Here is a 22,007-nt window from a genome sequence, read left to right as displayed (position 1 = left end):
GCCTCAGCCGGCCAGCCGGTCCGCAGCCGCTTCGATCCGCTCGTCGGTCGCGGTGAGGGCGACTCGCACGTGCGAATCACCGGACGGGCCGTAGAAGCTGCCGGGGGCGACGAGGATGCCGCGATCGGCCAGCCAGTCGACGGTGCGCAGCGCGGGTTCACCGCGGGTGACCCACAGGTACAGCCCGGCCTCCGAGTGCGAGATCTGGAAACCGTGGTTCTGCAACGCCTTGCGCAGCACCAGACGGCGCCGCTGGTACCGCTCACGCTGCGCGGCCAGCGCCTCGTCGTCGGTCAGCGCGGCGACCATCGCCTCCTGCACCGGGCGCGGCACGATCATGCCTGCATGCTTGCGCACCTCGAGCAGGTCCTTGACCAGCTTGGGATCGCCGGTCACGAATCCGGCGCGGTAGCTGGCCAGGTTGGCCGACTTCGACAGCGAGTGCAGCGCGAGCAGGCCGTCGGTCCGTCCACCGTGGACGGACGGGTGCAGCACCGACAGCGGTTCGGCCTCCCAGCCGAGCGAGAGATAGCACTCGTCGGACACCACGATCGTGCCGCGCTCGCGGGCCCATTCGACCACCTTGCGCAGGTGCTCGACGCCCAGTACGCGACCGGTCGGGTTCGACGGGGAGTTGAGCCAGATCATCGCCGGACGGCGCGGTCCGAGCTGGGTCAGCCCGTCGGCACGCACCGGCTCGGCCCCCGCGAGCAGCGCACCCACCTCGTACGTCGGGTACGCCAGCTCCGGGATCACCACCGCGTCACCCGGTCCGAAGCCGAGCAGCCGCGGCAGCCAGGCCACGGCCTCCTTCGACCCGATGGTCGGCAGCACCGCGTCCGGTTCGATACCGGTGATCCCGTACCGGCGGCCGAGCGCCTCGACCGCCGCCGAGCGCAGCGCCGGGGTGCCGTGCGTGGCCGGGTAACCTGGGATGTCCGAAACCAGCGCGAGCGCGTCGCGGATGCTCGCCGGCACCGGATCCACCGGCGTGCCGATGGACAGGTCGACGATGCCACCCGGGTGCGCCTGCGCGCGGGCCTTGACCTCGGCGAGCGAATCCCAGGGGAAGTCGGGCAGCCGGGTCATTCGCCCTGCGGGGGCAGCGCCTTGATGAAACCGGGGTCGTGTGCGGTCTTGCCCACCTTGGACGCGCCGCCCGGCGAGCCCAGCTCGTCGAAGAAGTCGACGTTGGCCTTGGTGTAGTCGGACCAGTTGTCCGGCACGTCGTCCTCGTAGTAGATGGCCTCGACCGGGCAGACCGGCTCGCAGGCACCACAGTCGACGCACTCGTCGGGGTGGATGTACAACATCCGCTCGCCCTCGTAGATGCAGTCCACGGGGCACTCGTCGATACACGCCTTGTCGAGCACGTCGACGCAGGGCTCGGCGATCACGTAGGTCACTGCGTACTCCTGCTTTTCTCCTGCTTGGCCATCTCTGGTGCGGACATTACGCGCTCACCGCACCACCGGTGCCGGTTAGGCGACCCTTATTCCTGCCCCTGGTACGGGAAATCGGGGCCGCTCAGCGGTCCCGCCGACGCGGCTGCGGAGCGTTGCGGGCGTCCCCGGTGATGGTGAAACCCGGGCCGGTGGACTTGCCGTCCTCGCGTTTCTCCTCCAGCGTCCGCCGGAAGCCGTCGGCGATCTCGTCGACCAGGTCCTCGTTGTGCCGGTCGTCCTTGCGCACGTAGCTCATCGGTTCTCCCTGCGGAATGGGCACCCGTCTCAGTCACAATCTAACCGTGAACGACGTGGAAAAGCTCGAAGTGGTCTGTTCAAGGGCATGGCCCCCGGTCGTCGAGGAGCCGCTCGGACAGTGGCGGCTGCGCTGGGCGGAGGGCTTCACCGGCCGTGCGAACAGCGCACTCGCGGTCGGCGATGCCGGGCGGGACGCGCCGACGGCGCTCGCCGCCGTATGTGACTTCGCCCACGCCCGCGCGATCCCTCCTGCGGTCCAGGTCGTGGAAGGCAGCGAGCAGGAACGCGCGGTGGCGGCCGCGGGCTGGCGCGAGCAGGTCGAGCACGCCGCGGGACACCGGGTGAGCGTGCTGACCGGACCGCTGCCGTCACGTCCGGCGCCGGAGGCCGACGTCCTCGACGAGCCCACCCCGCAGTGGTGGGAGCTGACCGTGGGCAAGCCGGAACCGAGCGTCGCCGAACGGCACGTGATGGCCACCGGGAAGGTCGGCTACGGGGTGGTGACCGCGGACGGCGTCACCGCGGGTGCCGTGCGCGGGGCGGTCGTGGACGGCTGGCTGCACGTCGCCCGGCTCGCCGTGCGGCCGGAGTTCCGGCGCCGTGGCCTGGCGACCAGCGTGCTGTACGCACTCGCCGCATGGGGCCGCGCGAACGGCGCGCAGCAGTGGGTGCTGCAGGTGGCCCTGGACAACACCGGAGCGCTCGCGCTGTATTCCGCACTCGGCTGTACGGAGCACCACAGGTACCGGTACTGGGGCCCGGGACCGCGGACGTGCGAGGATCCGCAGTCGTGAAGATCGTCGTACTGGTCGGCGGGGTGGGCGGCGCCCGCTTCCTGCTCGGCGTCAAGACCGCACTCGGACTGCCCGCGATCGGCGCCGGGGATTCCCCGCACGAGGTCACCGCGCTGGTCAACACCGGCGACGACGTGTGGATGCACGGCCTGCGCATCTGCCCCGACCTCGACACCTGCATGTACACCCTCGGCGGCGGCATCGACTCCGTACGCGGCTGGGGCCACGCGGGCGAGACCTGGGTGGTCAAGGACGAGCTCGCCGCCTACGGTGCCGAGCCGACCTGGTTCGGGCTCGGCGACAAGGACATCGCGACGCACCTGATCCGGTCCCGGATGCTGCGCGCGGGCTATCCGCTCTCGGCGGTCACCGAAGCACTCTGCGACCGTTGGCAGCCGGGCGTGCGGCTGCTGCCGATGACCGACGACCGGGTCGAGACGCACGTGGTGATCGACGATCCGGACCAGCCGGAACAGCACAAGGCGATCCACTTCCAGGAGTGGTGGGTGCGCTACCAGGCGGACCGGCCCGCGCATTCGATCGTCTCGGTCGGGGCGGACGAGGCCAAGCCCGGCCCCGGCGTGCTGGAGGCGCTGGCCGAGGCCGACCTGGTGCTGTTCGCGCCGTCGAACCCGGTGGTCTCGGTGGGCACCACACTCGGCGTGCCCGGAGTACGCGAAGCGTTGCGGAAGTCGACCGCGAAGGTGGTCGGGATCTCGCCGATCATCGGCGGGAAAGCGTTGCGCGGCATGGCCGACGCCTGCCTCACCGCGATCGGGGTGGAGACGTCGGCAGAGGCAGTGGGAAGGCACTACGGCGCCCGCTCCGACGGGGGTGTGCTGGACGGCTGGCTCGTGGCGCCGGAGGACCACGACGTGACGGTGCCGGGGGTGCAGGTGCGCGCGGTGCCACTGCTGATGTCCGATGTGGACGCGACCGCGGCGATGGTCCGCGAAGCATTCGAGGTGGCGGGAGTTTCCGTTGACTGATCCCATCCGGCCCGGCCGCGCCGACCACGCGTCGGCGAAGGTCGAGATCCTGCCGGTCACCGGGTTGCCGGAGTTCCGCCCCGGCGCCGATCTGACCGGCGCGATCGCGGCCGCCGCGCCGTGGCTGCGTTCGGGCGACGTGCTCGTGGTGACGAGCAAGATCCTGTCGAAGGCCGAGGGACGGCTCGTGCGCGTGCCCAGCGATCCCGAGGCCCGCGACGCCGCGAGGCGCGAGCTGGTCGAGCAGGAATCGGTGCGGGTGGTGGCCAGGGTCGCGCGCACGCTGATCACCGAGAACCGGCTGGGCATCGTGCAGGCCGCAGCAGGTATCGACGCGTCGAACGTGCAGGGCGACGAGGTGGCGTTGCTGCCCGCCGATCCGGACGCTTCGGCGCTGGCACTGCGGCGTGGCCTGCGGGAACGGCTGGGGGTCGAGGTCGCGGTGGTCGTCACGGACACCATGGGCCGGGCCTGGCGGGTCGGCCAGACCGACGCCGCGATCGGTGCGTCCGGTCTGCGCGTGCTGCACGGGTACGCCGGGCAGATCGACGTGCAGGGCAACGAACTCGCGGTCACCGAGATCGCGGTGGCCGACGAACTGGCCGCCGCCGCGGACCTGGTGAAGGGCAAGCTCGGCGGGCTGCCGGTGGCCGTGGTGCGCGGGCTCACGCTCACCGACGACGGCTCCACCGCGCGTGACCTGATCCGGCCTGCCGACGAAGACCTGTTCCGGCTGGGTACCAACGAGTCCGTCGCGCAGGGCCGCCGCGAGGCCGTACCGCACCGGCGTTCGGTGCGGCAGTTCAGCGACCAGCCGGTGGACCCGGAAGCACTGCGTCGCGCGGTCGCCTCGGCGCTCACTGCACCCGCGCCACACCACACGCATCCGGTGCGTTTCCTCTGGCTGCGTGACCACGGGTTGCGCCGCAAGCTGCTCGACGCGATGCGCGAGGCGTGGCAGGCCGACCTGAGCGGCGACGAGTTCACCTCCGAGCAGATCGCGAAACGGCTGTCCCGCGGGGACATCCTGTACCGCGCGCCGGAGCTGGTGATCCCGTTCCTGGTGCCGGAAGGCGCACACACCTACCGCGACGAGCGGCGCAACGGCCACGAGCACACCATGTTCACCGTCGCCGCGGGTGCCGCGGTGCAGGGCCTGCTGGTCGCGCTGGCCGCGGAAGACCTCGGCTCGTGCTGGATCGGGTCCACCATCTTCGCCGCCGATCTCGTGCGGTCCACGCTGGGCCTGGACGAACGGTGGGAACCGCTGGGGTCCGTCGCCATCGGGCATCCGGCAGGCGGCCCGCCGCCTGCACGCGGACCGCTCTCGCCCGGCGAAGGACTGGTCGAGCTGTGACGCTGCATGCCTCAGCCGTCTCCACGCTCTCGGAGTGGACGCCTTCGACGCCTTCGCAAGAGGCGTTGCGGCAAGCGTTCCTCGGCTTCCTCGCGTCTCGTTCGGACACCTGTCAACGCGCCTGCGAGGCCGGGCACCTCACCGCGTCCGCCGTGCTGCTGGACTCGACCGGTGCGCAGGTGCTGCTGACCCTGCACCCGCGAGTGGGCCGGTGGCTCCAGCTGGGCGGGCACTGTGAGCCGTCGGACGGGTCGCTGGTCGATGCCGCACTGCGGGAGGCGACCGAGGAGTCCGGCATGACCGGGCTGACCATCAGCGAGACGCCGGTGCACCTGGACGTCCACCCGGTCACGTGTTCACTGGGCGTGCCGACGCGGCACTTCGACGTGCGGTACGTGGTGCAGGCGCCGCCAGGTGCACAACCCGTGCGTAGCGACGAGTCCGACGACCTGCGCTGGTGGCCGCTCGACGCGCTGCCCGAGGGGACCGAGGACCTGACCGAACTGCTGCAGGTGGCGGTTTCGTCGTTAAGGTGAGCCGGTGAGCGTCAGTTACGACAGCACGTCGCCGGTCCCGCCGTACGAGCAAGTGCGGTCCTCGCTGGCCACGCAGATCAACGACGGCACGCTGGCAGTCGGCGCGAAGCTGCCCACAGTGCGCGCCATGGCCGCCGATCTGGGCATCGCGCCCAACACGGTGGCCCGCGCATACCGCGAACTGGAAGAAGCCGGACTGCTGGAAACCCGCGGCCGAGCCGGCACCTTCGTCGGAGCAGCAGGCGACGAAGTCCGCACGAAAGCCCGCACAGCGGCCGCCACGTACGCCTCGGCAATACGACAGCTGGGCCTGTCGGCAGACGAGGGACTGTCCATCGCGGAGGCGGCGCTGCGGCAGGTGCAGTAAGCCCCTGGCTGCTGACAGGGGACTGTTGAACGGCATTCTGCTACCGGTGACGTTATTTCCCGCCGCAGCAGCCTTATCCGCCGCAGCGGTAGTTCACATCGCGCGGTAGTCGCGCAGTTCGATGCGTGGTCCGAAGCGTGGCGCACGGGAGCCGGCGGTCTCCAGGTAGCGCACGACGCGCTGGCGATGCGGTGCGTACGGTGCGAGCAGCTCCGCCATCTGCTCGTCGTCGATCCGGTGGCCGAGCAGGTTGTGGCCGACCATCGACGGGATGTTGTAGTCGCCGAAGCTGACCGCGTCCGGATCGCCCCATGCGCGCTGGGCCACTTCCGCCGCGGTCCACACGCCGACACCGCGTACGGTGCGCAGCAGCGCGCGCCCCTCGCGGCCACCGATCCGGGCCGCCTCTTCCAGCCGCGGGGCCACTCTGGCCGCCGCCACCAGTGCCTCCCGCCGCTTGAGATCCACCCCGATCCGGTGCCAGTTCCAGTCCACAATGGACCGTACCGCGATCGGATCCGGCGGTACCCGCAGGAAGTCCGGGCCGGGACCGGGTGCGGGCGTGCCGAACCACCGGCACAGCTGCGCCCACGACCGGATCGCTTCCTTGCCCGTCACCTTCTGTTCCAGTACGGCCAGCAACAGCGCGTCCCACACCCGCCCGGTCGAGCTCAGCCGCAGGCCGGGTGAATCGTGCCGGGCACTGGCGACCACGTCGTGGTGCGCGACGAACCCGGTGTCGTCGTCGTCCGCGCCGAGCAGCGCGGGCACACCGTCGAGCAGGAACTCCGCGCCGTCACCCCATGCCTCGGCCTCGACCACTCCGTCAGCACGGCGCAGCAATGCCAGCGTGCCCGGCCCGCCGGGGGTGTTGGCCGCCAGCCACCACACGCCGCGGTGCGCACGGAAGTTCAGCGAACCCCGGCCACGGCTGAGCGGACCCAGCACCGCGGCCAGGTCCAGCGGGAACGGCGGACACCACTGCATCATGCGTCGCTCGAGAACCGGATCCCGCCGTCCGGCAGGGTCACCCCTGGCCAGACCCGGGCACCGTCCAGCAGCTCACAGCCGGCGCCCACGTTCGCGTCGTCACCGAGCACCACACCACGCAGCACCGCGCCTGCCCCGACCCGTGCGCCGCGGCCCAGCACCGAACGTTCCACAACGGAGCCAGCCCCGACCACTGCATCGTCGAACACGACCGATCCCGCGACCGTCGCCCCTGCTTCGACCACCGCGTTCGCACCCACCGTCGTGCCCTCCGACAGCATCGCCGCGGCATCGACCGAAGCGCCGTCCAGCACCAGGGAATCGCCTACCGGACCGGCCAGCGCCGCGGTGGGCGCGATACCGCGCACCAGGTCGGCACTGCCCCGCACGAACGCCTCCGGCGTGCCGACGTCGAGCCAGTACGAAGAGTCGACAAAACCATGCAGGTGCGCACCGTCGGCGAGGAGGCCGGGGAAGGTCTCGCGTTCCACCGACACCCGCCGTCCGGCCGGGATGGTCTCCACGACCGAGCGGCGGAAGACGTAGCAGCCGGCGTTGATCTGGTCGGTCGGCGGGTCCGGCGTCTTCTCCAGGAACGCGGTGACGCGTCCGTCCCGGTCGGTCGGCACCGAACCGAAGCGGCTGGGGTCGGGCACCCGCTGCAGGTGCAGCGTGACGTCCGCACCGGACTCGACGTGCACGCTGATCTGCGCACGCAGATCGGCGCCGGAGAGGATGTCGCCGTTGAACACGATGGCGTGCTCCGCGCGCAGCCGGTCGTGGACGTTGCGGATGGCCCCGCCGGTGTCCAGCGGTTCCTCTTCCACGACGTATTCCAGCTCCAGCCCGTGCGCGGATCCGTCGCCGAAGTACTCCTCGAACACCTCCGCACGGTAGGAGGTGCCGAGCACGACGTGCCTGATCCCGGCCGCGCGGATGCGGGAGAACAGGTGGCTCAGATAAGGGGTCCCCGCCGTCGGCAGCATCGGCTTCGGCGCCGACAGCGTGAGCGGGCGCAGCCGCGTACCCCGCCCCCCGACCAGCACGACGGCGTCGACCTCGATCTCGGACGTCACAGAATTCTCCTTTGTATCACGCACCGCTGGACGACAGGCCTGCGGGAAACGTGGGCGGCGCGGGCTGGGAGGGCCTACCCTAGGCAGGAAACAGGCGGGCCTTTCCCAGAGGGGCCCCGGGCCAGTCGGGAGGCCGAGGGGAATGGACCCCCGCGATCGCGCGGACGCGCTGCTCGCACGTGCTCGTTCGCGCGGCGCCTTCGTGGTGACGCCGGACAACATGACGTCGCCGATGGACGCCTCCAACACCCAGCAGATCGCCAGATCCGTGGTCTCCGAGCTGGACGGGCAGGACCCCGACACGACCACGCAGCTGCCTGCGTCGTTGATCGAGGAGAACGACGACCACCCGCTGGAGAGCCACGCGCCGACCCAGCCGGAGGAGCATCCGCTCGCCCGCCCCACGCCGACCACGCCGCTGGAGGTGCCCGGCCCGCAGGCCGCGGCCACCCCGCTGGTGCCGCGGCCGAAGGCGCAGCCGGTGGCGAGCCCGCTCAAGGAGCCCGCCGAGGAGGAGATGACCGGGCTGGTGCCCACGGTTCAGCAGAACAGCGGGCAATCCAACCTGGCCCGCCGGCTCGACGGGCTGTAACAGCCGGCCCCCACAGCGCCGAGTCCGCTGACCGCTCGCGCTGCACGCCGTCCGGAATCCGCGAGTACCGGGCGCGGGCACGCTGAAGGGCATGCCGAGGTCCTTCGACGGCGGCATTGATCGACACCGCCGTTCCGGCGGCGAGTTCGAACGGCGGCTGCGATCCGAGCAGTGGCTTGGCCGGCACTCCGTGCCCGGAGTGGACGGTGCACCGGCTCGCCAACCACGCGACTGGGGGAAACCGCAAACTACGTGCGGTTACTGGAAGGCGGCAACAGCTGGCGCGCGCCAGCGGCTCTTCGCTGCCCCGGTGGCTTCGCCCGGCCACGACGCCACGCTCCCAGGATCAGCTGTTGTAGCGGATGGGCCGGAATCCTGCGCCCGCGGAAGTCAGCCCTTGCGCGTCTCGAGCTTGACGCGCAAGGCAAGTCCCAGCTTCACCGCGGCCAGTACCGGCTTCCAGCGCAGCCCCTGGTGCCGGTCGGCGAGGTAGCGGTAGGCGCTCGCGTGGTGCGCACGCAGCATCTTCGCCGAGGCCTGCGCGGTGGAGTGCCCGCCGATGTGCATCACGCCGGCGGAGGGCGCGTAAACGTTCAGCCAGCCTGCCTTGGCCAGCCGGTCACCGAGGTCGACGTCCTCGAAGTACATGAAGTAGCGAGGGTCGAAGCCGCCGACGGAATCGAACGCCTCGCGCCGGAACAGCTGGCAGGAGCCGGAAAGCCAGCCGGACGTGCGTTCGGCAGGAGTGGCGGCGTCCTGGCGGTACTCGCGGGTCCACGGATTGCCCGGCCACACCTTTCCGAACACCGCGTGCCCGATCCCGCGCCCGAACGAGGGCAGCAGCCGCGCGGACGGGTAGACCGTGCCGTCGAGGTCGTGGATGAGCGGCCCGAACGCTGCCCCGCGCGGCCACCGTCCGGCGACCTCCAGCAGCGCGTCGAGCGCGCCGGGCTCCCATTCGAGGTCGGGGTTGACCACCACGACCCAGCCGTAGCTGTCGTCGAGCGCCGCGACGCCGCGGTTGGCCGCGGTGCCGTAACCGGCGTTCTCGCCGAGGCTGACCAGCGTGACGTTCTCGCGCTCCGCGGCCTTCTCCGGCGCACCGTCGGTGGAGGCGTTGTCCGCGACCACGACGTGCACTTCCCGTTCGGTGGCCTTCTCCAGGGTGTCGAGGAACTTCCCCAGCGTGTCCCCGGCGAAGTAGGTCACCGTCACGATCCCGATCCGGTCGCCGTACGCGCGCTGCTCAGTCACCGGGCCATTGTCCCCCGCTCACCGACCGCGACCACGGCCGCTCGCAACGGTCACCAAGGGTGATCAGCCGGTGCGCACTCGCTGCCGTTGGCTCGGGCCTCGGCCGAATGACCGTTCTTACCGCCGACCTCGCCCGAATGGCCACGATGTCCGATCCGGTGCGCGAAGCCCCTGTTCAGCCCCTTAGCCTTCGACGATGCGGCAATGGTTTTCGCGGCGCTCGTCCGACCGAAAAGGACGGTTCGGCCTTCCGGCACCGAATGCGCTTCGCTGGACCGGGTTCGCCGGCGTCGTCCTGCTGACCGTGGCGGTGCTGGCCGGACCGTCGGCACCGGGGGCGGCCGTGCCTGCGCTCGCCGCCGGCGTCGGGGGCGTCGGGCTGCTGGTGCTGTGCTGGGCGCTGCTCGCGGTCGGGCGGGCACTGCCGGGCACGGCGTGGCTGAGGTGGACGGCCGTGCTGTGGGGTGTGCCGCTGCTGATCGTGCCGCCGCTGTTCAGCGGGGACGTCTTCAGTTACCTGGCGCAAGGGGAACTTGCCGCACGAGGACTGGACCCGAACGTCGTCGGGCCGGTGGACGGGCTCGGCGCAGCCTCCGCGGTCGTGGGGCGGGTCAGCGGTTACTGGCAGAACACCCCGTCGCCGTACGGCCCGTTGTTCGGCGTGGTGGAACGGGTGATCGCACAGGCGTCGGCGGAAAACCCGGTGGCCGGGGTGGCGCTGCACCGGCTGGTCGAGGTCCTCGGCCTGCTGTTGATCGCCTGGGCGGTTCCGCGGCTGGCCGTGCGTGCCGGGGCTTCGCCGCGTATCGCGCTGTGGCTCGGGGTGCTGAACCCGTTGGTGCTCTGGCATCTCGTGGCAGGCGCGCACAACGATTCGCTGATGCTTGGCCTCATGCTCGCGGGCACCGCCGTCGCGTTCGACGCGCTGGGCGAGCGGATCCGGTGGTGGCCGTTCGTCCTCGGCAGTGTGCTGATCGCACTCGGCGCCGAGCTGAAGCTGCCCGCGCTGGTCGCACTGGCCGCGGTCGGCACCGCACTCGCCCGCCGTCGTGGTGGCAGGCTCGGCGACTTCCTGCTCGCCGGTACCGGAATGGTCGCGTTGTTCGCGGTGGTGTCCGTCCTCGTCTCGGTGCTGAGCGGGCTCGGCTTCGGCTGGGTGTCGGCGCTGGGCACCTCCGGAGAGGTGAACAGCTGGATGGCGCCGACGAACTGGTTCGGCTTCCTGATCGGGGGAATCGGCTCGCTGTTCGGTGCGCATCTGACCCAGGCGATGATCGGCGTCGGCAAGATCATCGGCTACCTGCTGAGCGCGGCCGGAATCGTGCTGGTGCTGCGCAGGCAGTGGACCGGTCGCGTCGACGAGGTGCGGGCGCTCGGGCTGATGCTGGGTCTGCTCGTCGTGTTCGGGCCGGCGGTGCAGCCGTGGTACCTGCTGTGGGCGGTGCTCCCGCTCGCCGCGACGCTGCCCGCCGGGCGGGCGCGGAACGGGCTGATCGCGCTCTCCGCGTTGTTCGCGCTGATCCTGCCGCCGCTGGGCGGGAACTTCGCCGGTCGCGTCGGCCTGCTCGTGACCGCTTACGCGATCGCGGTCGCCTTGGTCGTGGTGACGTTTCTGGTGCTGCGCAGGCCCCGGCGTGCGGAACTCAGCGCGCCCGCAGATGCCGGTGCCACGCCTTCCCGTACGCCTCTCGATGCCGCTCCGCCGTGGTGGACCAGGAAAAGTCCTTCGCCCGCTGCTGAGCAGCCGAAGCCAGCAGCGCCCGACGGGTCGAATCGGCCAGCAGCTCGGTGAGCGCCGCGGCCACGTCGCCGGCGCCGACCCCGCAGTAGGCGACCGCGTCACCGCCCACTTCGGGCAGCGACAGCCGACGGGTGGTCAGCACTGCCGCACCGCACGCCATCGCCTCCAGGACCGGCAGTCCGAAACCCTCGCCGAGGCTCGGGTACGCGACCAGTTCCGCCCCGCCCAGGAACCCGGCGAGCGTGTCGAACGGGAGGTAACCGGCGCGGATCACGCGCAGCCGGTGCGGTACCGCGTCCAGCGCCCGTTCCACCTGGGTGTCCCAGCCGGGCTGGCCTGCCAGTACCAGCGCGGGCGCGTCCCGCTGCCCGGCGACCGCGCGGGCGTACCCGCGGATCAGCGCGGGCACGTTCTTGCGTGGCTCGAGCGCGCCGAGGAACGCGATGTACGGCGTCCGCCCCAACCCGACGGCCGCCCGCGCGGCGGCGATCTCCCCTGGCGAGGGCGGGTGGAACCGGTCGGAGTCCACGCCGTGGTAGATGATGTCCAACTCCGCCCGGCGGACCGGGCTGACCCGGGCCAGCTCGGCGGCCGTCGCGTGGCTCGGCACCACGCACAGCGTCGCCCGCCGCAGCGCGGTCGCCGTCCAGGCGCGGAAGAACCGGGCCTTGACCGAGGAATGCAGCACGGCGTCGGTGAAGAACGTCGCGTCGTGCAACGTGACCACCGAAGCGGCGCTGCTGGCCAGCGGCATCGTGTAGTGCGGCGAGTGCACGACGTCCGCGGCGAGCCGCCGTACGAGCCGCGGCAGGGTCGCCTGTTCCCAGGTCAGCCGCGCGGTGCGGGTCGAGGTCGCGGGTGAGGCGGGCACCACCCGCGAACCGGGCGCAAGCTGGTTGTACAGCAGCAGATCCCGCGGCTGGCACACCACGGTGAGCCGAGCTCCGTCCTGGTCGAGCGCCCCGACCAGCGAGTCCACGTAACGGCCGACGCCACCCCGGTCCGCCGGCACCGCAGTCGCGTCGATCAGCACACGGGGATCACCGGTCACGAGTGCAGCGTACGGCGATCACGCAACGCACAGGTGGGGAACCGACAAACTGACCGGCGCCACCCCCGCACAACGCCCACCAAGACGCCACCACCTGCCCGAACACCCCACCCCGCCGCCCCATTCATCCCCGCACAGCCGTCGCCCGCCCCCGCACCACCGGCCCGCTCACGCACACACCGCAACCACCCACCCGCAACCACCACCCGATCCAGCCACCCCACCGGAACCAACCCACCACGACAGCCCCCATCACTCCCCCACCGCAGCGGGACGACCGGCCCGGTCGTCCCGCGACCTCCGGACCGCCTCGACTGCCGCCACAACCGGCCCGCTCACCCCACCGCCACCAACGGACCGCTCGCCCCACCACGACCGTCGCCACCGGACCGCTCGCCCCGCCACAACGGTCGCCACCGGGCCACTCGCCCCACCACAACGGTCGCCACCGGGCCACTCGCCCCACCACAACGGTCGCCACCGGGCCACTCGCCCCACCACAACGGTCGCCACCGGACCGCTCGCCCCACCACAACGGTCGCCACCGAGCCGCTCGCCCCACCACGACCGTCGCCACCGGGCCACTCGCCCCACCACAAACAGTTACGAACGGGCCGATTGTCCCGCCACAACGGTTGCCAAAGGGCCGGTTGTCCCGCCAGGACTGTGATCGTCGGCCCGCTCACACTGCAGCTACGACCGGCCCACTTGCCCCGCCATTCCGGCACGAGCGGGACTTTCACCCGCCACGAATCGCTGCGACCGGGCCGCTCGTACGCACGTAGCCGCCTCTGACCCGATCCCACCGGGCAACCGGGGCAATCGGGGCGACCGGGCCGTTGGAGCAATTCAGGCCAACCTGCAGTTCGGTCCGAGCGGGCCACTCGACCCGCCACTGCTGGCACGAGCGGGCCACTCGAACCGCGGCTGGCCGGCACGAGCGGGCCGCACGCTCCGCGTACAAGAATTCACCCCGCCAGAAATCGCTGCCAGCGGGCCGCTCGCACGCACCGCAGTCATCACTGGCCCGGTCCCGCCGAGGCGACCGGGCCGTTCGGGACATTCGGGTCGATCGGGCTTATGGGGCCGTTCGAGACACTCGGGCCGACCGCGCTGACCGGGCCGGTCGGGGCTGCTCGAGCCCTTCGGGCCGACGGAGCCGATCGGGCCGACGGGCCATTCGAAACACTCGGGCCGATCGGGCCACTCGAACCGTTCGAGTGGCTTGGCCGCTCGAGTGGCCGGGCCGCTCGGGTGGCCGGGCCGCTCGGGTGGCCGGGCCATTCAGGCGGCCGGGCCGCTCGGGTGGCCGGGCCGCTCAGCTGGCCGGGCCGCTCAGCTGGCCGGGCCGCTCAGCTGGCCGAACCGCTCGGGTGGCCGGGCCATTCAGGCGGCCGGGCCATTCAGGCGGCCGGGCCGTTCAGGTGGCCGGGCCGTTCAGGTGGCCGAACCGCTCGGGTGGCCGGGCCGTTCAGGCCAACCGAACTGCTTCCTCAACCGGGTCGCTCGGTTTGTCAGGAGGGGCGTCGGTGGGCTGCCCACACTGCTTCCGCTGCGGCTCGCCAGGTGAAGGTTCGGGCGCGTTCCCTGCCTAGGCGGGACAGTTCCGCGGCTCGGGACGGGGTGGTCAGGACCTCGCGTAGTGCGTTGGCCAGTGCTGCGACGTCGCCCCTCGGTACGACGATTCCGGCGCCGGCGGCGACCTCGGTCAGTGCCGGGACGTCGGTGTGCACCACGGGAATTCCCATCGCCATCGCCTCCAGCAGCGGCAGGCCGAAACCCTCTGCGAGGCTCGGTACGGCCAGCACGCTCGCGCCGCGTATCGCGGTGGCCAGTTCGGCGTCGGTGACCTTGCCCAGCACCCGCACGTCACGCAGGCCGCGGTCGGCGGCCAGCCGCTTCGGGTCGATCGCGCCCCAGCCGGACTGGCCTGCGATCACCAGCGCCACCCCGTCCAGACCCGGCCTCGTCACACCACCCGGCTCAGCCGAACCACCCGACCCAGCCGAACCATCCGCCCCGGTCGACCCAGCCGAACCGCCCGACCCAGCCACACCACCCAGCCCAGCCGAACCGCCCGACCCAGCCGAGCCGCCTGCCCCGGCCACACCATCCGACCCAGCCGAACCGTCCAGTCGCGCCACGGCGTCCACCAGCACGTCCATGCCCTTGCGTGGTTCGATCGTGCCGACTGCCAGCACGTACCGTGGCGGCAGGTCCAGCTCCGCCGAGCCCTCGGGCACGGTCACGCCGTGCGGCACCACTCGCACCGGCACCGTCACGTCCACCAGCACGGCCAGTTCGTCGGCCACCGCGCGGGTCGGCACGATCAGCCCGGACGCACGGCGGGCGGCCCGCGCGATCATCGACCGGTGCCAGCTCACGCCGCGTGCGGTCAGCGTCTCCGGATGCGTCCACGGCACGGTGTCGTGCACGGTCACGGTGAGTGTCCGCCCCGCAGGCGGCCGCGGTGGCGCGAACGGCGTCGGAGCGTGCACCGCGTCACCGCCCGGCCACCAAGGCACGCCGAACTGCCACATCGCGATCGCCGCCCGCGGTGGCAACGGCAGCGTGCGCGGTCCTTCGACGCCCTCCACCCGCGCGGCGGAGACGTCCGCATGCCGCGCGACGACGCTGGAGACCGTCCAGCCCGGTGGCGCGGTGGCCGCCAGCGCGGACAACAGTTGCGCCGTGTACCGACCGGTGCCACCCGGAACGGGAGCAAGCAGCTGCTCGGCGAGTACGACCAGTTCGGGCACGACGCTATTGTCCTCCAGGTGACCAGCGCGGAATCCGGCACCACCGTCGTCGTGGTGACCTGGCGTGGGGCAGGTCACGTCACGGCCTGCCTCGACGCTCTCGCCGCACAGACCCGTCCACATCGGACGCTCGTGGTGGACAACGCGTCGGACGACGGCACCGGCGCGCTGCTGGCCGCGCACCCGAGCAGGCCGCAGGTGCTGCGGCTGCGGCGCAACACCGGGTACGCCGGCGCGATGGCCAGGGCACTCGAACAGGTTGGCACTCCCCGCATCGCCTGGCTCAACGACGACGCGGAACCGGAACCCGGCTGGCTCGCCGAACTGGAAGACGCACTGGACAGCCAGCCGCTCGCCGCCGCCGTGACCTCGCGGCTGGAGCTGGCCGACGGCGGCACACAGTCCACCGGCGTCCGGCTGACCGCCGACGGACACGGTGCCGACCTCACCGAGCCCAGCGACGAGGTGTTCGGCTTCTGCGGTGGCGCGGCGTTGCTGCGCACCGACGCCGTGCGCGCGGTCGGCGGCGTCCCGGCGGGTTTCTTCTGCTACTACGAGGACACCGACACGGCGTGGCGGCTGCGGCTCGCGGGCTGGCACGTGGTGTCCGCCGAAGCCCGGGTGCGGCATCTGCACGGCGCCAGCACCCGGCCGGGCTCCCCGCTGTTTCACCGCTGGAACGAGCGCAACCGGCTGCTCATGCTGCTGCGCTGCGCGCCGTCCGCGGTAGCCGTCCGCGAGCTGGTGAAGTTCGCCGCGCTGACCGTGCTGCTGCCGCTGCGCCGCCACCGGCCGGCCGCGGCGAACTTCGCGCCCGCGCTGCGCTGGCGAGTGCTGGGCGAACTTGTCGTCCGGCTGCCCGGCACGCTGCGCGAACGCCGTCGCGTGAGCCGGATCGCGGCACTGGGCCGAGGCGCGATCTGGGAGGCGTGGGCCGGCCTTTAAGCTGGGCGGAAATCCGATGGACAGGGAGCTCGTCTTGGCAGTGGGGGACCCGCAACCGCTCGTCTCGGTGATCGTGGTGAACTACCGCGGCGCCGACGACACCATCACCTGCCTGCGGGCGCTCACTGCCGATCTCGACTACGAGAACGTCGAGCTGATCTGCGTCGACAACGCCTCCGGCGGGGACGACGTGGCGCGCATCCGGGCTGCGGCGCCGGACATCACGCTGGTCGAGTCGCCGGTCAACACCGGTTTCGCCGGCGGCTGCAACCTCGGTGCGCAGCACGCGAACGGCACCGTCCTCGGCTTCCTCAACAACGACGCCCGTCCGGCGCCCGGGTGGGTCTCCGCGGCGGTCGCCGAACTGCGCGCGCAGCCCACCGTGGCCGCGGTGGCGAGCAAGGTGCTCGACTGGGACGGCACCGGTACCGACTTCGTCGACGCCGGGCTCACCTGGTTCGGCATGGGGTACAAGCGGCACGCAGGCAGCCCGCTCGCGGACGTGCCCGAGGCCGAGCACGGGATGGCCAAGGACGTGCTCTTCGGCACCGGCTCGGCGATGTTCGTGCGTGCCTCGGTGTTCGCCGAGCTGGGCGGCTTCGACGAGCGGTTCTTCATGTTCTACGAGGACGTGGACCTCGGCTGGCGGTTGAACCTGCGCGGCTGGCGCGTGCGGTACGTCCCGGAATCGCTCACCTACCACCGCCACCACGCCACCATGGCCGCCGTCGACGCGCCGGACACCGGCCGTGAGACGTTCCTCCTCGAACGCAACGCGCTGGCCGCGCTGTACAAGAACCTCTCCGACGAGTCGCTGGCCCGCGCGTTGCCCGCCGCACTCGCGCTGGCCGTGCGCCGCGCCACCGCCCGCGGCGACATCGACCCCGACCAGCTGGATCTGGCGAAGGGGGTCGGCCCGGTCGACACGTCCGCGGTCGCGGTCCCGCGCAGCACGCTCGCCGGGGTGCTGGCCGTGGACCGGTTCGTGGAGATGCTGCCCTCGCTGGCCGGGTCGCGGGCCGCCGAACAGGCCGCGCGGGTGCGCACCGATGCCGATCTGCTGCCGTTGCTGCGCAAGGCGCTCGAACCGGCCTACCCGCTGCCGGGATACCTGCGGGGGCACGAGATCCTGGTCGAGGCGTTCGGCATCGAGGCGGTGTTCGGCAGGCGGCGCAAGATCCTCGTGCTGACCGGCGATTCGATCACCGAGCGGATGGCCGGTCCGGCGATCCGGGCGTGGAACATCGCCTCGACGCTCGCCGCCGAGCACGAAGTGCACCTGATGACCACCAACCCGCTGGTCGCGCCGCCGCCCGCCGCATTCCGGATCAGCTCCGGCAAGCACCGCGACCTCGACGGCCCGATCGAATGGGCGGACGTGGTGATCCTGCAGGGGCACGTGCTCGAGCTGGCACCGTCGCTGAAGAAGCAGCACGAGAACAAGATCGTGGTCGCCGACGTGTACGACCCGATGCACCTGGAGCTGCTGGAACAGGGCAAGGACGCACCCGACGACCGGCGCACGCTCGACCTCGAGGGGGTCACCAGGGTGCTCGACGCGCAGCTGGAACGCGCCGACTTCTTCCTTTGCGCCTCGGAACGGCAGCGGCACTTCTGGCTCGGCCACCTCGCCGCACTCGGCAGGCTTTCGCCGCGGCTCTACGACGCGGACCCGACCACGCAGTCGCTGCTTGCGGTGGTGCCGTTCGGGTTGTCGCCGCAGGCGCCCGTGCGGACCGGACCCGGCCTGCGTTCCGCGCTCGGGCTCGGCGAAACCGACCACGTGGTGCTGTGGGCGGGCGGGGTGTACAGCTGGTTCGACCCGCTCACCCTGATCCGCGCGTTCGACCTGCTGCGCCAGCGCCGGGACGACGCACGGCTGGTGTTCCTCGGCATGAAGCACCCGAATCCCGAGGTCGCCGAGATGGACATCGGCGCGCGCACGGTGCGGCTCGCCGATTCGCTCGGCCTCACCGACAAGCACGTGTTCTTCAACGAACAGTGGGTGCCCTACTCGGACCGGCAGAACTGGCTGCTCGACTCCGATTGCGGCGTGACCACGCACTACGAGCACGTGGAGACCACCTTCGCGTTCCGCACCAGGGTGCTCGACTACCTGTGGGCAGGCCTGCCGATCGTGACCACCGACGGTGACTCGTTCGCCGATCTGGTGCGCGCGGAGAAGCTCGGTGTCGTGGTGCCGGCCGAGGATGCCGAGGCGCTGGCTGCCGCGCTGGAGAAGACGCTGTACGACGAGGAGTTCGCGGCAGGCTGCGTCGAACGGATCCAGACGGTCGCGCAGCGCTTCGCCTGGCCGGAGGCGCTGAAGCCGCTGGTGGAGTTCTGCCGCGATCCGCGCCCGGCGGCGGACCGGCTGCCGGGAACCGGCGACCTCACCACGTCGGCCCCGGTGCGCGGCGCCGAGCTGGTCCGCCGGGATCTGGCGCTGGTGCGGGAATACCTTGCCGCAGGTGGTCCGGGAGAGCTGGCGAAGCGGGCCACCGGACGGGTCGTGAAGCTCGCACGGGGACGGTTGCGCCGTGGCTGATCGTCCGTTGCGGGTTCTGCTGGACGGCACACCGCTGCTCGGCTCCCGCACGGGTATCGGCCGGTACACCGCTGCACTGAGCGAAGAACTCACCTCGATGTCCGAAGTGGACCTTCGGGCGGTCGCGTTCACGTTGCGTGGCTGGCGAAAGCTGCGCAAGGTGTTACCGCACGGAGTGCAGGCCCGCGGAATGCCGGTGTCCGCCCGGCTGCTGCGCGGAACCTGGCTGCGCTCGGAATTGCCGCCGGTGGAGCTGTTCGCCGGCCCCACCGACGTCGTGCACGGCACGAATTTCGTGCTGCCGGGGCGAATCCGGGCCGCGGGCGTGCTGACCATCCACGACCTCGCTTTCCTCGACGCCCCGGAGGAGCTCAACCCGTCCGACCGGACGCTGCCCGCACTGGTGCGCCGGGGCGCCCGCCGGGCGAGCGTGATCTGCACGCCCACCGCCGCGGTCGCCGACGCGGTCGCGGAGAAGCTGGACGTGGACCGGGAACGGATCATGGTCACGCCGCTGGGGGTGAACCCGGCCTGGTTCACCGCCCGCCCGCCGGAGGACGGCGTACGCGCGAAATTGCGGCTGCCGGAAAAGTACCTGCTGTTCGCGGGCGCGGCCGGCCCACGCAAGGGCCTCGACTGGCTGGCCAAAGCCCACGCCGCGGCCCCGGACCTGCCACCGCTGGTGTTCGCGGGCCCCGGCCCGTTCCCCCGGCTGCCCCGCTCCGGCCAGACCGGCTATCTGTCCGATGTGGACCTCCGCACGGTGGTTGCGGGCGCGGCGGCACTGGTCCTGCCCTCCCGTGACGAGGGCTTCGGCCTGCCGGTACTGGAGGCAATGGCCTCGGACGTCCCGGTGGTCTGCACGGACATCCCGGCACTGCGCGAGGTCGCAGGAGACTGCGCGACGCTGGTCCCCTACGACGACGTGGACGGCCTGGCCACCGCCCTGCGCACCGCGGTGATCGACCCGCACGCGACCGCCACCTCCACCGCCCGCCGCGCCCACGCGGCCGGATTCACCTGGCGCAACTGCGCATTGCGGACGGTCTCGGCTTACCGGCAGGCGGTACAGCGGTAGCCGGTCGGTTGGCCGGATGTGGACACTCTCGAAGGATGGCGCGGAACCCGACTTGTTCCGATTGCCCGAGCCGCTGCGGTGGCGGCCTTGGATCCGTCCGGGGGGTGCGGCAGTCGTGTGTGAGGACCACCCGGTTCGGTGCAGATTGTGGTGATCCACACCGAAACCCGAGGCCCCCACCACCTCAACATCATCACAGCCGTGCCACCACATCACCGACGAGCCCGAACAGCACACCTAGCCCGCGAAGTACTGATGCAGTGCCTCTCGCCAGCCGCGCAGCGGGGTCAGGCCGGCGGCGCTCCACGATGCGTTCGACAGCACCGAGTAGGCCGGCCGGGGGGCCGGACGGGGGTACTCCTCGGTCGTGCACGGGCCGATGCGCTCCGGGTCGGCGCCGAGCTCCTCGAAGATCGCGCGGGCGAATCCGAACCACGAAACCTCGCCCGCGCCGGTGCAGTGCAGCACTTTCGCGGCGGGTGCGCGGTCCTGTGCGATCGTCGTGGCCAGTTCGAGCAGTCCGGCGGCCAGATCGGCCGACCACGTCGGCGAACCGATCTGATCGTCCACAACGGACAACTTCTCGCGTTCGGATTCCAGCCGCACCATGGTCTTCACGAAGTTGCTCCCGGTCCGGCCGTACACCCAGCTGGTCCGGACCACCCAGGACGACGCACCGGAGCCGAGTACCGCGTCCTCGCCGGCCGCTTTCGTCCGGCCGTAGGCGCTGCGCGGGCCCAGTTCGTCGTCCACTTCATACGGCCGGCTCGCGTCGCCGGGGAACACGTAGTCGGTGGACACCTGGATCAGCGGCACCCGGTGCGACGAGCACGCGGCGGCCAGCACCCGTGGCCCGTCCACGTTCACCGCGAACGCCCGTGCCTCGTCGGTCTCCGCGGCGTCGACCGCGGTGTACGCCGCTGCGTTCAGCACCACCGGGAACGCCCCGGCCTCGGCCGCGCGGGCGGCCAGCGAGCCGACCGCCGCCACCACGTCGCCGGTCGCGGTCAGATCCAGCTCCGCCGACGACGGCGCGACCACCTCCGTCCCGGACGAGACGGAATCCACCAGGTCACGGCCGAGCTGGCCGGAACCGCCGGGCACGAGCAGGGCCAGCCGCACCGGCGCACCTCCTTGTTGCTGCCAAGCTGTTGCTGCGAGGTCGGTCAGGACGTGCCGAGCGCGGCGCGGCCCTTCAACGGCTCCCACCACGCCCGGTTGTCCGCGTACCAGCGCACGGTACCCGCCAGACCGTCCTCGAAGGACACCCGCGGAGCGTAACCCAGCTCCGTGCTGATCTTGGTGATGTCGACGGAGTACCGCCGGTCGTGGCCCTTGCGGTCGGCGACCGGTTCGACCATCTCCCAGCCGACCCCGGCCGCGTCCAGCAGGCGGCCGGTCAGCTCCCGGTTGGTCAGCTCGGTACCGCCGCCGATGTTGTAGATCTCGCCCGGCCTTCCGCCGTCCGCGACCAGCTGGATGCCGTGGCAGTGGTCGTCGACGTGCAGCCAGTCGCGCACGTTGAGACCGTCCCCGTAGAGCGGCACCTTCTGCCCGTCGAGCAGGTTGGTGACGAAAAGCGGGATCACCTTCTCCGGGAACTGGTACGGCCCGTAGTTGTTCGAGCACCGGGTGAGGCACACCGGCAACCCGTGCGTGCGCGAATAGGACCGGGCAATCAGATCGGACGACGCCTTCGACGCAGAGTACGGCGAATTCGGCTCCAGTACGTGGTCCTCCGACCACGAACCGTCCGCAATGGACCCGTAGACCTCGTCGGTGGACACGTGCACGAACTTGCCGACCTCGGCCTCCAGCGCGGCCTGCAGCAGCGTCTGCGTGCCGAGCACGTTGGTGAGCACGAAATCGGCCGAACCGAGGATCGAACGATCCACATGGGACTCGGCGGCGAAGTGCACCACCAGGTCGATGCCCGCGATCAGCTCGGACACCAGCGTGGCGTCGCAGATGTCCCCACGTACGAACCGCAACCGCGGGCTGTCCGCAACCGGTGCGAGGTTGGCCTCGTTGCCCGCGTAGGTGAGCTTGTCGAGCACCACGACCTCGGCGTCACCAAGTGCCGGGTAGGCACCCGAAAGCACCTGCCGGACGTAGTGCGATCCGATGAAGCCGGCACCGCCCGTGACCAGGACCCGCATCCGTTTCCACCCTTCCTGCCACCGTCTCGTGCCCGACCGGGCAATCCGGCCACCAGACTACGGGTGCT

The 22,007-nt window shown here is 71.4% G+C and carries 19 protein-coding genes and 1 pseudogene; 10 read left to right on the top strand and 10 right to left on the bottom strand.

Going from position 1 to position 22,007, the window contains the following annotated elements:
• Positions 1-3: 3 nt before the first annotated feature.
• The 3 genes from dapC to ABD793_RS12255 form a co-directional block, all read right to left on the bottom strand.
• On the bottom strand, positions 4-1,089 hold the full coding sequence (gene dapC / locus ABD793_RS12265) for a succinyldiaminopimelate transaminase (RefSeq protein ID WP_344858864.1): 1,086 nt from the start codon (positions 1,087-1,089) through the stop codon (positions 4-6).
• Positions 1,086-1,406: a ferredoxin gene (gene fdxA, locus ABD793_RS12260; protein WP_086680320.1), complete on the bottom strand. Its 321-nt coding sequence runs from the start codon at positions 1,404-1,406 to the stop codon at positions 1,086-1,088. The genes dapC and fdxA overlap by 4 nt, the downstream gene beginning before the upstream one ends.
• A gap of 121 nt (positions 1,407-1,527) precedes the next feature.
• Positions 1,528-1,701, bottom strand: coding sequence for a hypothetical protein (locus ABD793_RS12255; RefSeq protein ID WP_344858857.1), 174 nt, complete (start codon positions 1,699-1,701; stop codon positions 1,528-1,530).
• Between the two features lie 46 nt (positions 1,702-1,747).
• Between ABD793_RS12255 and ABD793_RS12250 the strand changes: the two genes are divergently transcribed.
• Genes ABD793_RS12250 through ABD793_RS12230 form a run of 5 tightly spaced genes read left to right on the top strand, consistent with a single transcriptional unit; the run spans position 1,748 to position 5,746 of the window.
• Complete coding sequence (locus ABD793_RS12250; RefSeq protein WP_344858855.1) at positions 1,748-2,497, top strand: GNAT family N-acetyltransferase; 750 nt, start codon at positions 1,748-1,750, stop codon at positions 2,495-2,497.
• Positions 2,494-3,486: a 2-phospho-L-lactate transferase gene (gene cofD / locus ABD793_RS12245; RefSeq protein WP_344858853.1), complete on the top strand. Its 993-nt coding sequence runs from the start codon at positions 2,494-2,496 to the stop codon at positions 3,484-3,486. Before ABD793_RS12250 ends, cofD begins: the two co-directional genes overlap by 4 nt.
• Positions 3,422-4,843: a coenzyme F420-0:L-glutamate ligase gene (locus ABD793_RS12240; RefSeq protein WP_344858851.1), complete on the top strand. Its 1,422-nt coding sequence runs from the start codon at positions 3,422-3,424 to the stop codon at positions 4,841-4,843. The genes cofD and ABD793_RS12240 overlap by 65 nt, the downstream gene beginning before the upstream one ends.
• The gene (locus ABD793_RS12235) at positions 4,840-5,379 is read left to right on the top strand and encodes an NUDIX hydrolase (RefSeq protein ID WP_344858849.1); all 540 of its coding nucleotides are present in this window, start codon (positions 4,840-4,842) and stop codon (positions 5,377-5,379) included. Before ABD793_RS12240 ends, ABD793_RS12235 begins: the two co-directional genes overlap by 4 nt.
• Before the next feature lie 4 nt (positions 5,380-5,383).
• On the top strand, positions 5,384-5,746 hold the full coding sequence (locus ABD793_RS12230) for a GntR family transcriptional regulator (RefSeq protein ID WP_344858846.1): 363 nt from the start codon (positions 5,384-5,386) through the stop codon (positions 5,744-5,746).
• Between the two features lie 93 nt (positions 5,747-5,839).
• On the opposite strand, the gene ABD793_RS12225 is transcribed toward ABD793_RS12230, so the two are convergent.
• Together ABD793_RS12225 and manB are read right to left on the bottom strand one after the other, a co-directional pair.
• Positions 5,840-6,733 carry a DNA-3-methyladenine glycosylase family protein gene (locus tag ABD793_RS12225; protein ID WP_344859227.1) on the bottom strand — a complete coding sequence of 298 codons (894 nt, stop codon included), beginning with the start codon at positions 6,731-6,733 and terminating at the stop codon, positions 5,840-5,842.
• The gene (gene manB, locus ABD793_RS12220; protein ID WP_344858844.1) at positions 6,733-7,812 is read right to left on the bottom strand and encodes a mannose-1-phosphate guanylyltransferase; all 1,080 of its coding nucleotides are present in this window, start codon (positions 7,810-7,812) and stop codon (positions 6,733-6,735) included. Before manB ends, ABD793_RS12225 begins: the two co-directional genes overlap by 1 nt.
• 142 nt (positions 7,813-7,954) lie before the next feature.
• On the opposite strand from manB, the gene ABD793_RS12215 reads away from it, so the two are divergent.
• Positions 7,955-8,404 (top strand): hypothetical protein, encoded by a 450-nt coding sequence (locus tag ABD793_RS12215; RefSeq protein WP_344858842.1) that lies wholly within the window; start codon positions 7,955-7,957, stop codon positions 8,402-8,404.
• Positions 8,405-8,794: 390 nt separating this feature from the next.
• On the opposite strand, the gene ABD793_RS12210 is transcribed toward ABD793_RS12215, so the two are convergent.
• Positions 8,795-9,658, bottom strand: a complete 864-nt coding sequence (locus ABD793_RS12210) for a glycosyltransferase family 2 protein (RefSeq protein ID WP_344858840.1) — start codon at positions 9,656-9,658, stop codon at positions 8,795-8,797.
• A gap of 196 nt (positions 9,659-9,854) precedes the next feature.
• Here ABD793_RS12210 and mptB point away from each other — a divergent pair.
• Positions 9,855-11,282 (top strand): annotated as a pseudogene (mptB, locus tag ABD793_RS12205) (polyprenol phosphomannose-dependent alpha 1,6 mannosyltransferase MptB); the annotation flags it as partial.
• Between the two features lie 19 nt (positions 11,283-11,301).
• Here mptB and ABD793_RS12200 read toward each other — a convergent pair.
• Together ABD793_RS12200 and ABD793_RS12195 are read right to left on the bottom strand one after the other, a co-directional pair.
• Positions 11,302-12,432 (bottom strand): glycosyltransferase family 4 protein, encoded by a 1,131-nt coding sequence (locus tag ABD793_RS12200; protein WP_344859223.1) that lies wholly within the window; start codon positions 12,430-12,432, stop codon positions 11,302-11,304.
• Between the two features lie 1,532 nt (positions 12,433-13,964).
• The gene (locus tag ABD793_RS12195; protein WP_344858838.1) at positions 13,965-15,209 is read right to left on the bottom strand and encodes a glycosyltransferase family 4 protein; all 1,245 of its coding nucleotides are present in this window, start codon (positions 15,207-15,209) and stop codon (positions 13,965-13,967) included.
• Positions 15,210-15,227: 18 nt separating this feature from the next.
• On the opposite strand from ABD793_RS12195, the gene ABD793_RS12190 reads away from it, so the two are divergent.
• Genes ABD793_RS12190 through ABD793_RS12180 form a run of 3 tightly spaced genes read left to right on the top strand, consistent with a single transcriptional unit; the run spans position 15,228 to position 19,780 of the window.
• Positions 15,228-16,154 (top strand): glycosyltransferase family 2 protein, encoded by a 927-nt coding sequence (locus ABD793_RS12190; protein ID WP_344858836.1) that lies wholly within the window; start codon positions 15,228-15,230, stop codon positions 16,152-16,154.
• A 34-nt stretch (positions 16,155-16,188) separates the two neighbouring features.
• Positions 16,189-18,702, top strand: coding sequence for a glycosyltransferase (locus tag ABD793_RS12185; protein WP_344858834.1), 2,514 nt, complete (start codon positions 16,189-16,191; stop codon positions 18,700-18,702).
• Positions 18,695-19,780, top strand: coding sequence for a glycosyltransferase family 4 protein (locus ABD793_RS12180; RefSeq protein WP_344858832.1), 1,086 nt, complete (start codon positions 18,695-18,697; stop codon positions 19,778-19,780). The genes ABD793_RS12185 and ABD793_RS12180 overlap by 8 nt, the downstream gene beginning before the upstream one ends.
• A gap of 237 nt (positions 19,781-20,017) precedes the next feature.
• Here the strand turns inward: ABD793_RS12180 and rfbD are convergent, their stop codons facing one another.
• Positions 20,018-20,902, bottom strand: coding sequence for a dTDP-4-dehydrorhamnose reductase (gene rfbD / locus ABD793_RS12175; RefSeq protein ID WP_344858830.1), 885 nt, complete (start codon positions 20,900-20,902; stop codon positions 20,018-20,020).
• Between the two features lie 44 nt (positions 20,903-20,946).
• Positions 20,947-21,939: a dTDP-glucose 4,6-dehydratase gene (gene rfbB, locus ABD793_RS12170; protein ID WP_344858828.1), complete on the bottom strand. Its 993-nt coding sequence runs from the start codon at positions 21,937-21,939 to the stop codon at positions 20,947-20,949.
• Positions 21,940-22,007 lie beyond the last annotated feature (68 nt).

The sequence above is a fragment of the Amycolatopsis ultiminotia genome (assembly GCF_039536925.1).
Taxonomy (GTDB): domain Bacteria; phylum Actinomycetota; class Actinomycetes; order Mycobacteriales; family Pseudonocardiaceae; genus Amycolatopsis; species Amycolatopsis ultiminotia.
Note: the sequence above shows the minus strand (reverse complement) of the source record. Positions and strands in the feature narration are given on the sequence as shown.

Coding starts and splice junctions, on each gene's coding strand:
- dapC (WP_344858864.1), bottom strand. CDS start 1,089: ATGACCCGGCTGCCCGACTTCCCCTGGGATTCGCTCGCCGAGGTCAAG.
- ABD793_RS12255 (WP_344858857.1), bottom strand. CDS start 1,701: ATGAGCTACGTGCGCAAGGACGACCGGCACAACGAGGACCTGGTCGAC.
- ABD793_RS12240 (WP_344858851.1), top strand. CDS start 3,422: ATGTGGACGCGACCGCGGCGATGGTCCGCGAAGCATTCGAGGTGGCGG.
- ABD793_RS12225 (WP_344859227.1), bottom strand. CDS start 6,733: ATGCAGTGGTGTCCGCCGTTCCCGCTGGACCTGGCCGCGGTGCTGGGT.
- ABD793_RS12215 (WP_344858842.1), top strand. CDS start 7,955: ATGGACCCCCGCGATCGCGCGGACGCGCTGCTCGCACGTGCTCGTTCG.
- rfbB (WP_344858828.1), bottom strand. CDS start 21,939: ATGCGGGTCCTGGTCACGGGCGGTGCCGGCTTCATCGGATCGCACTAC.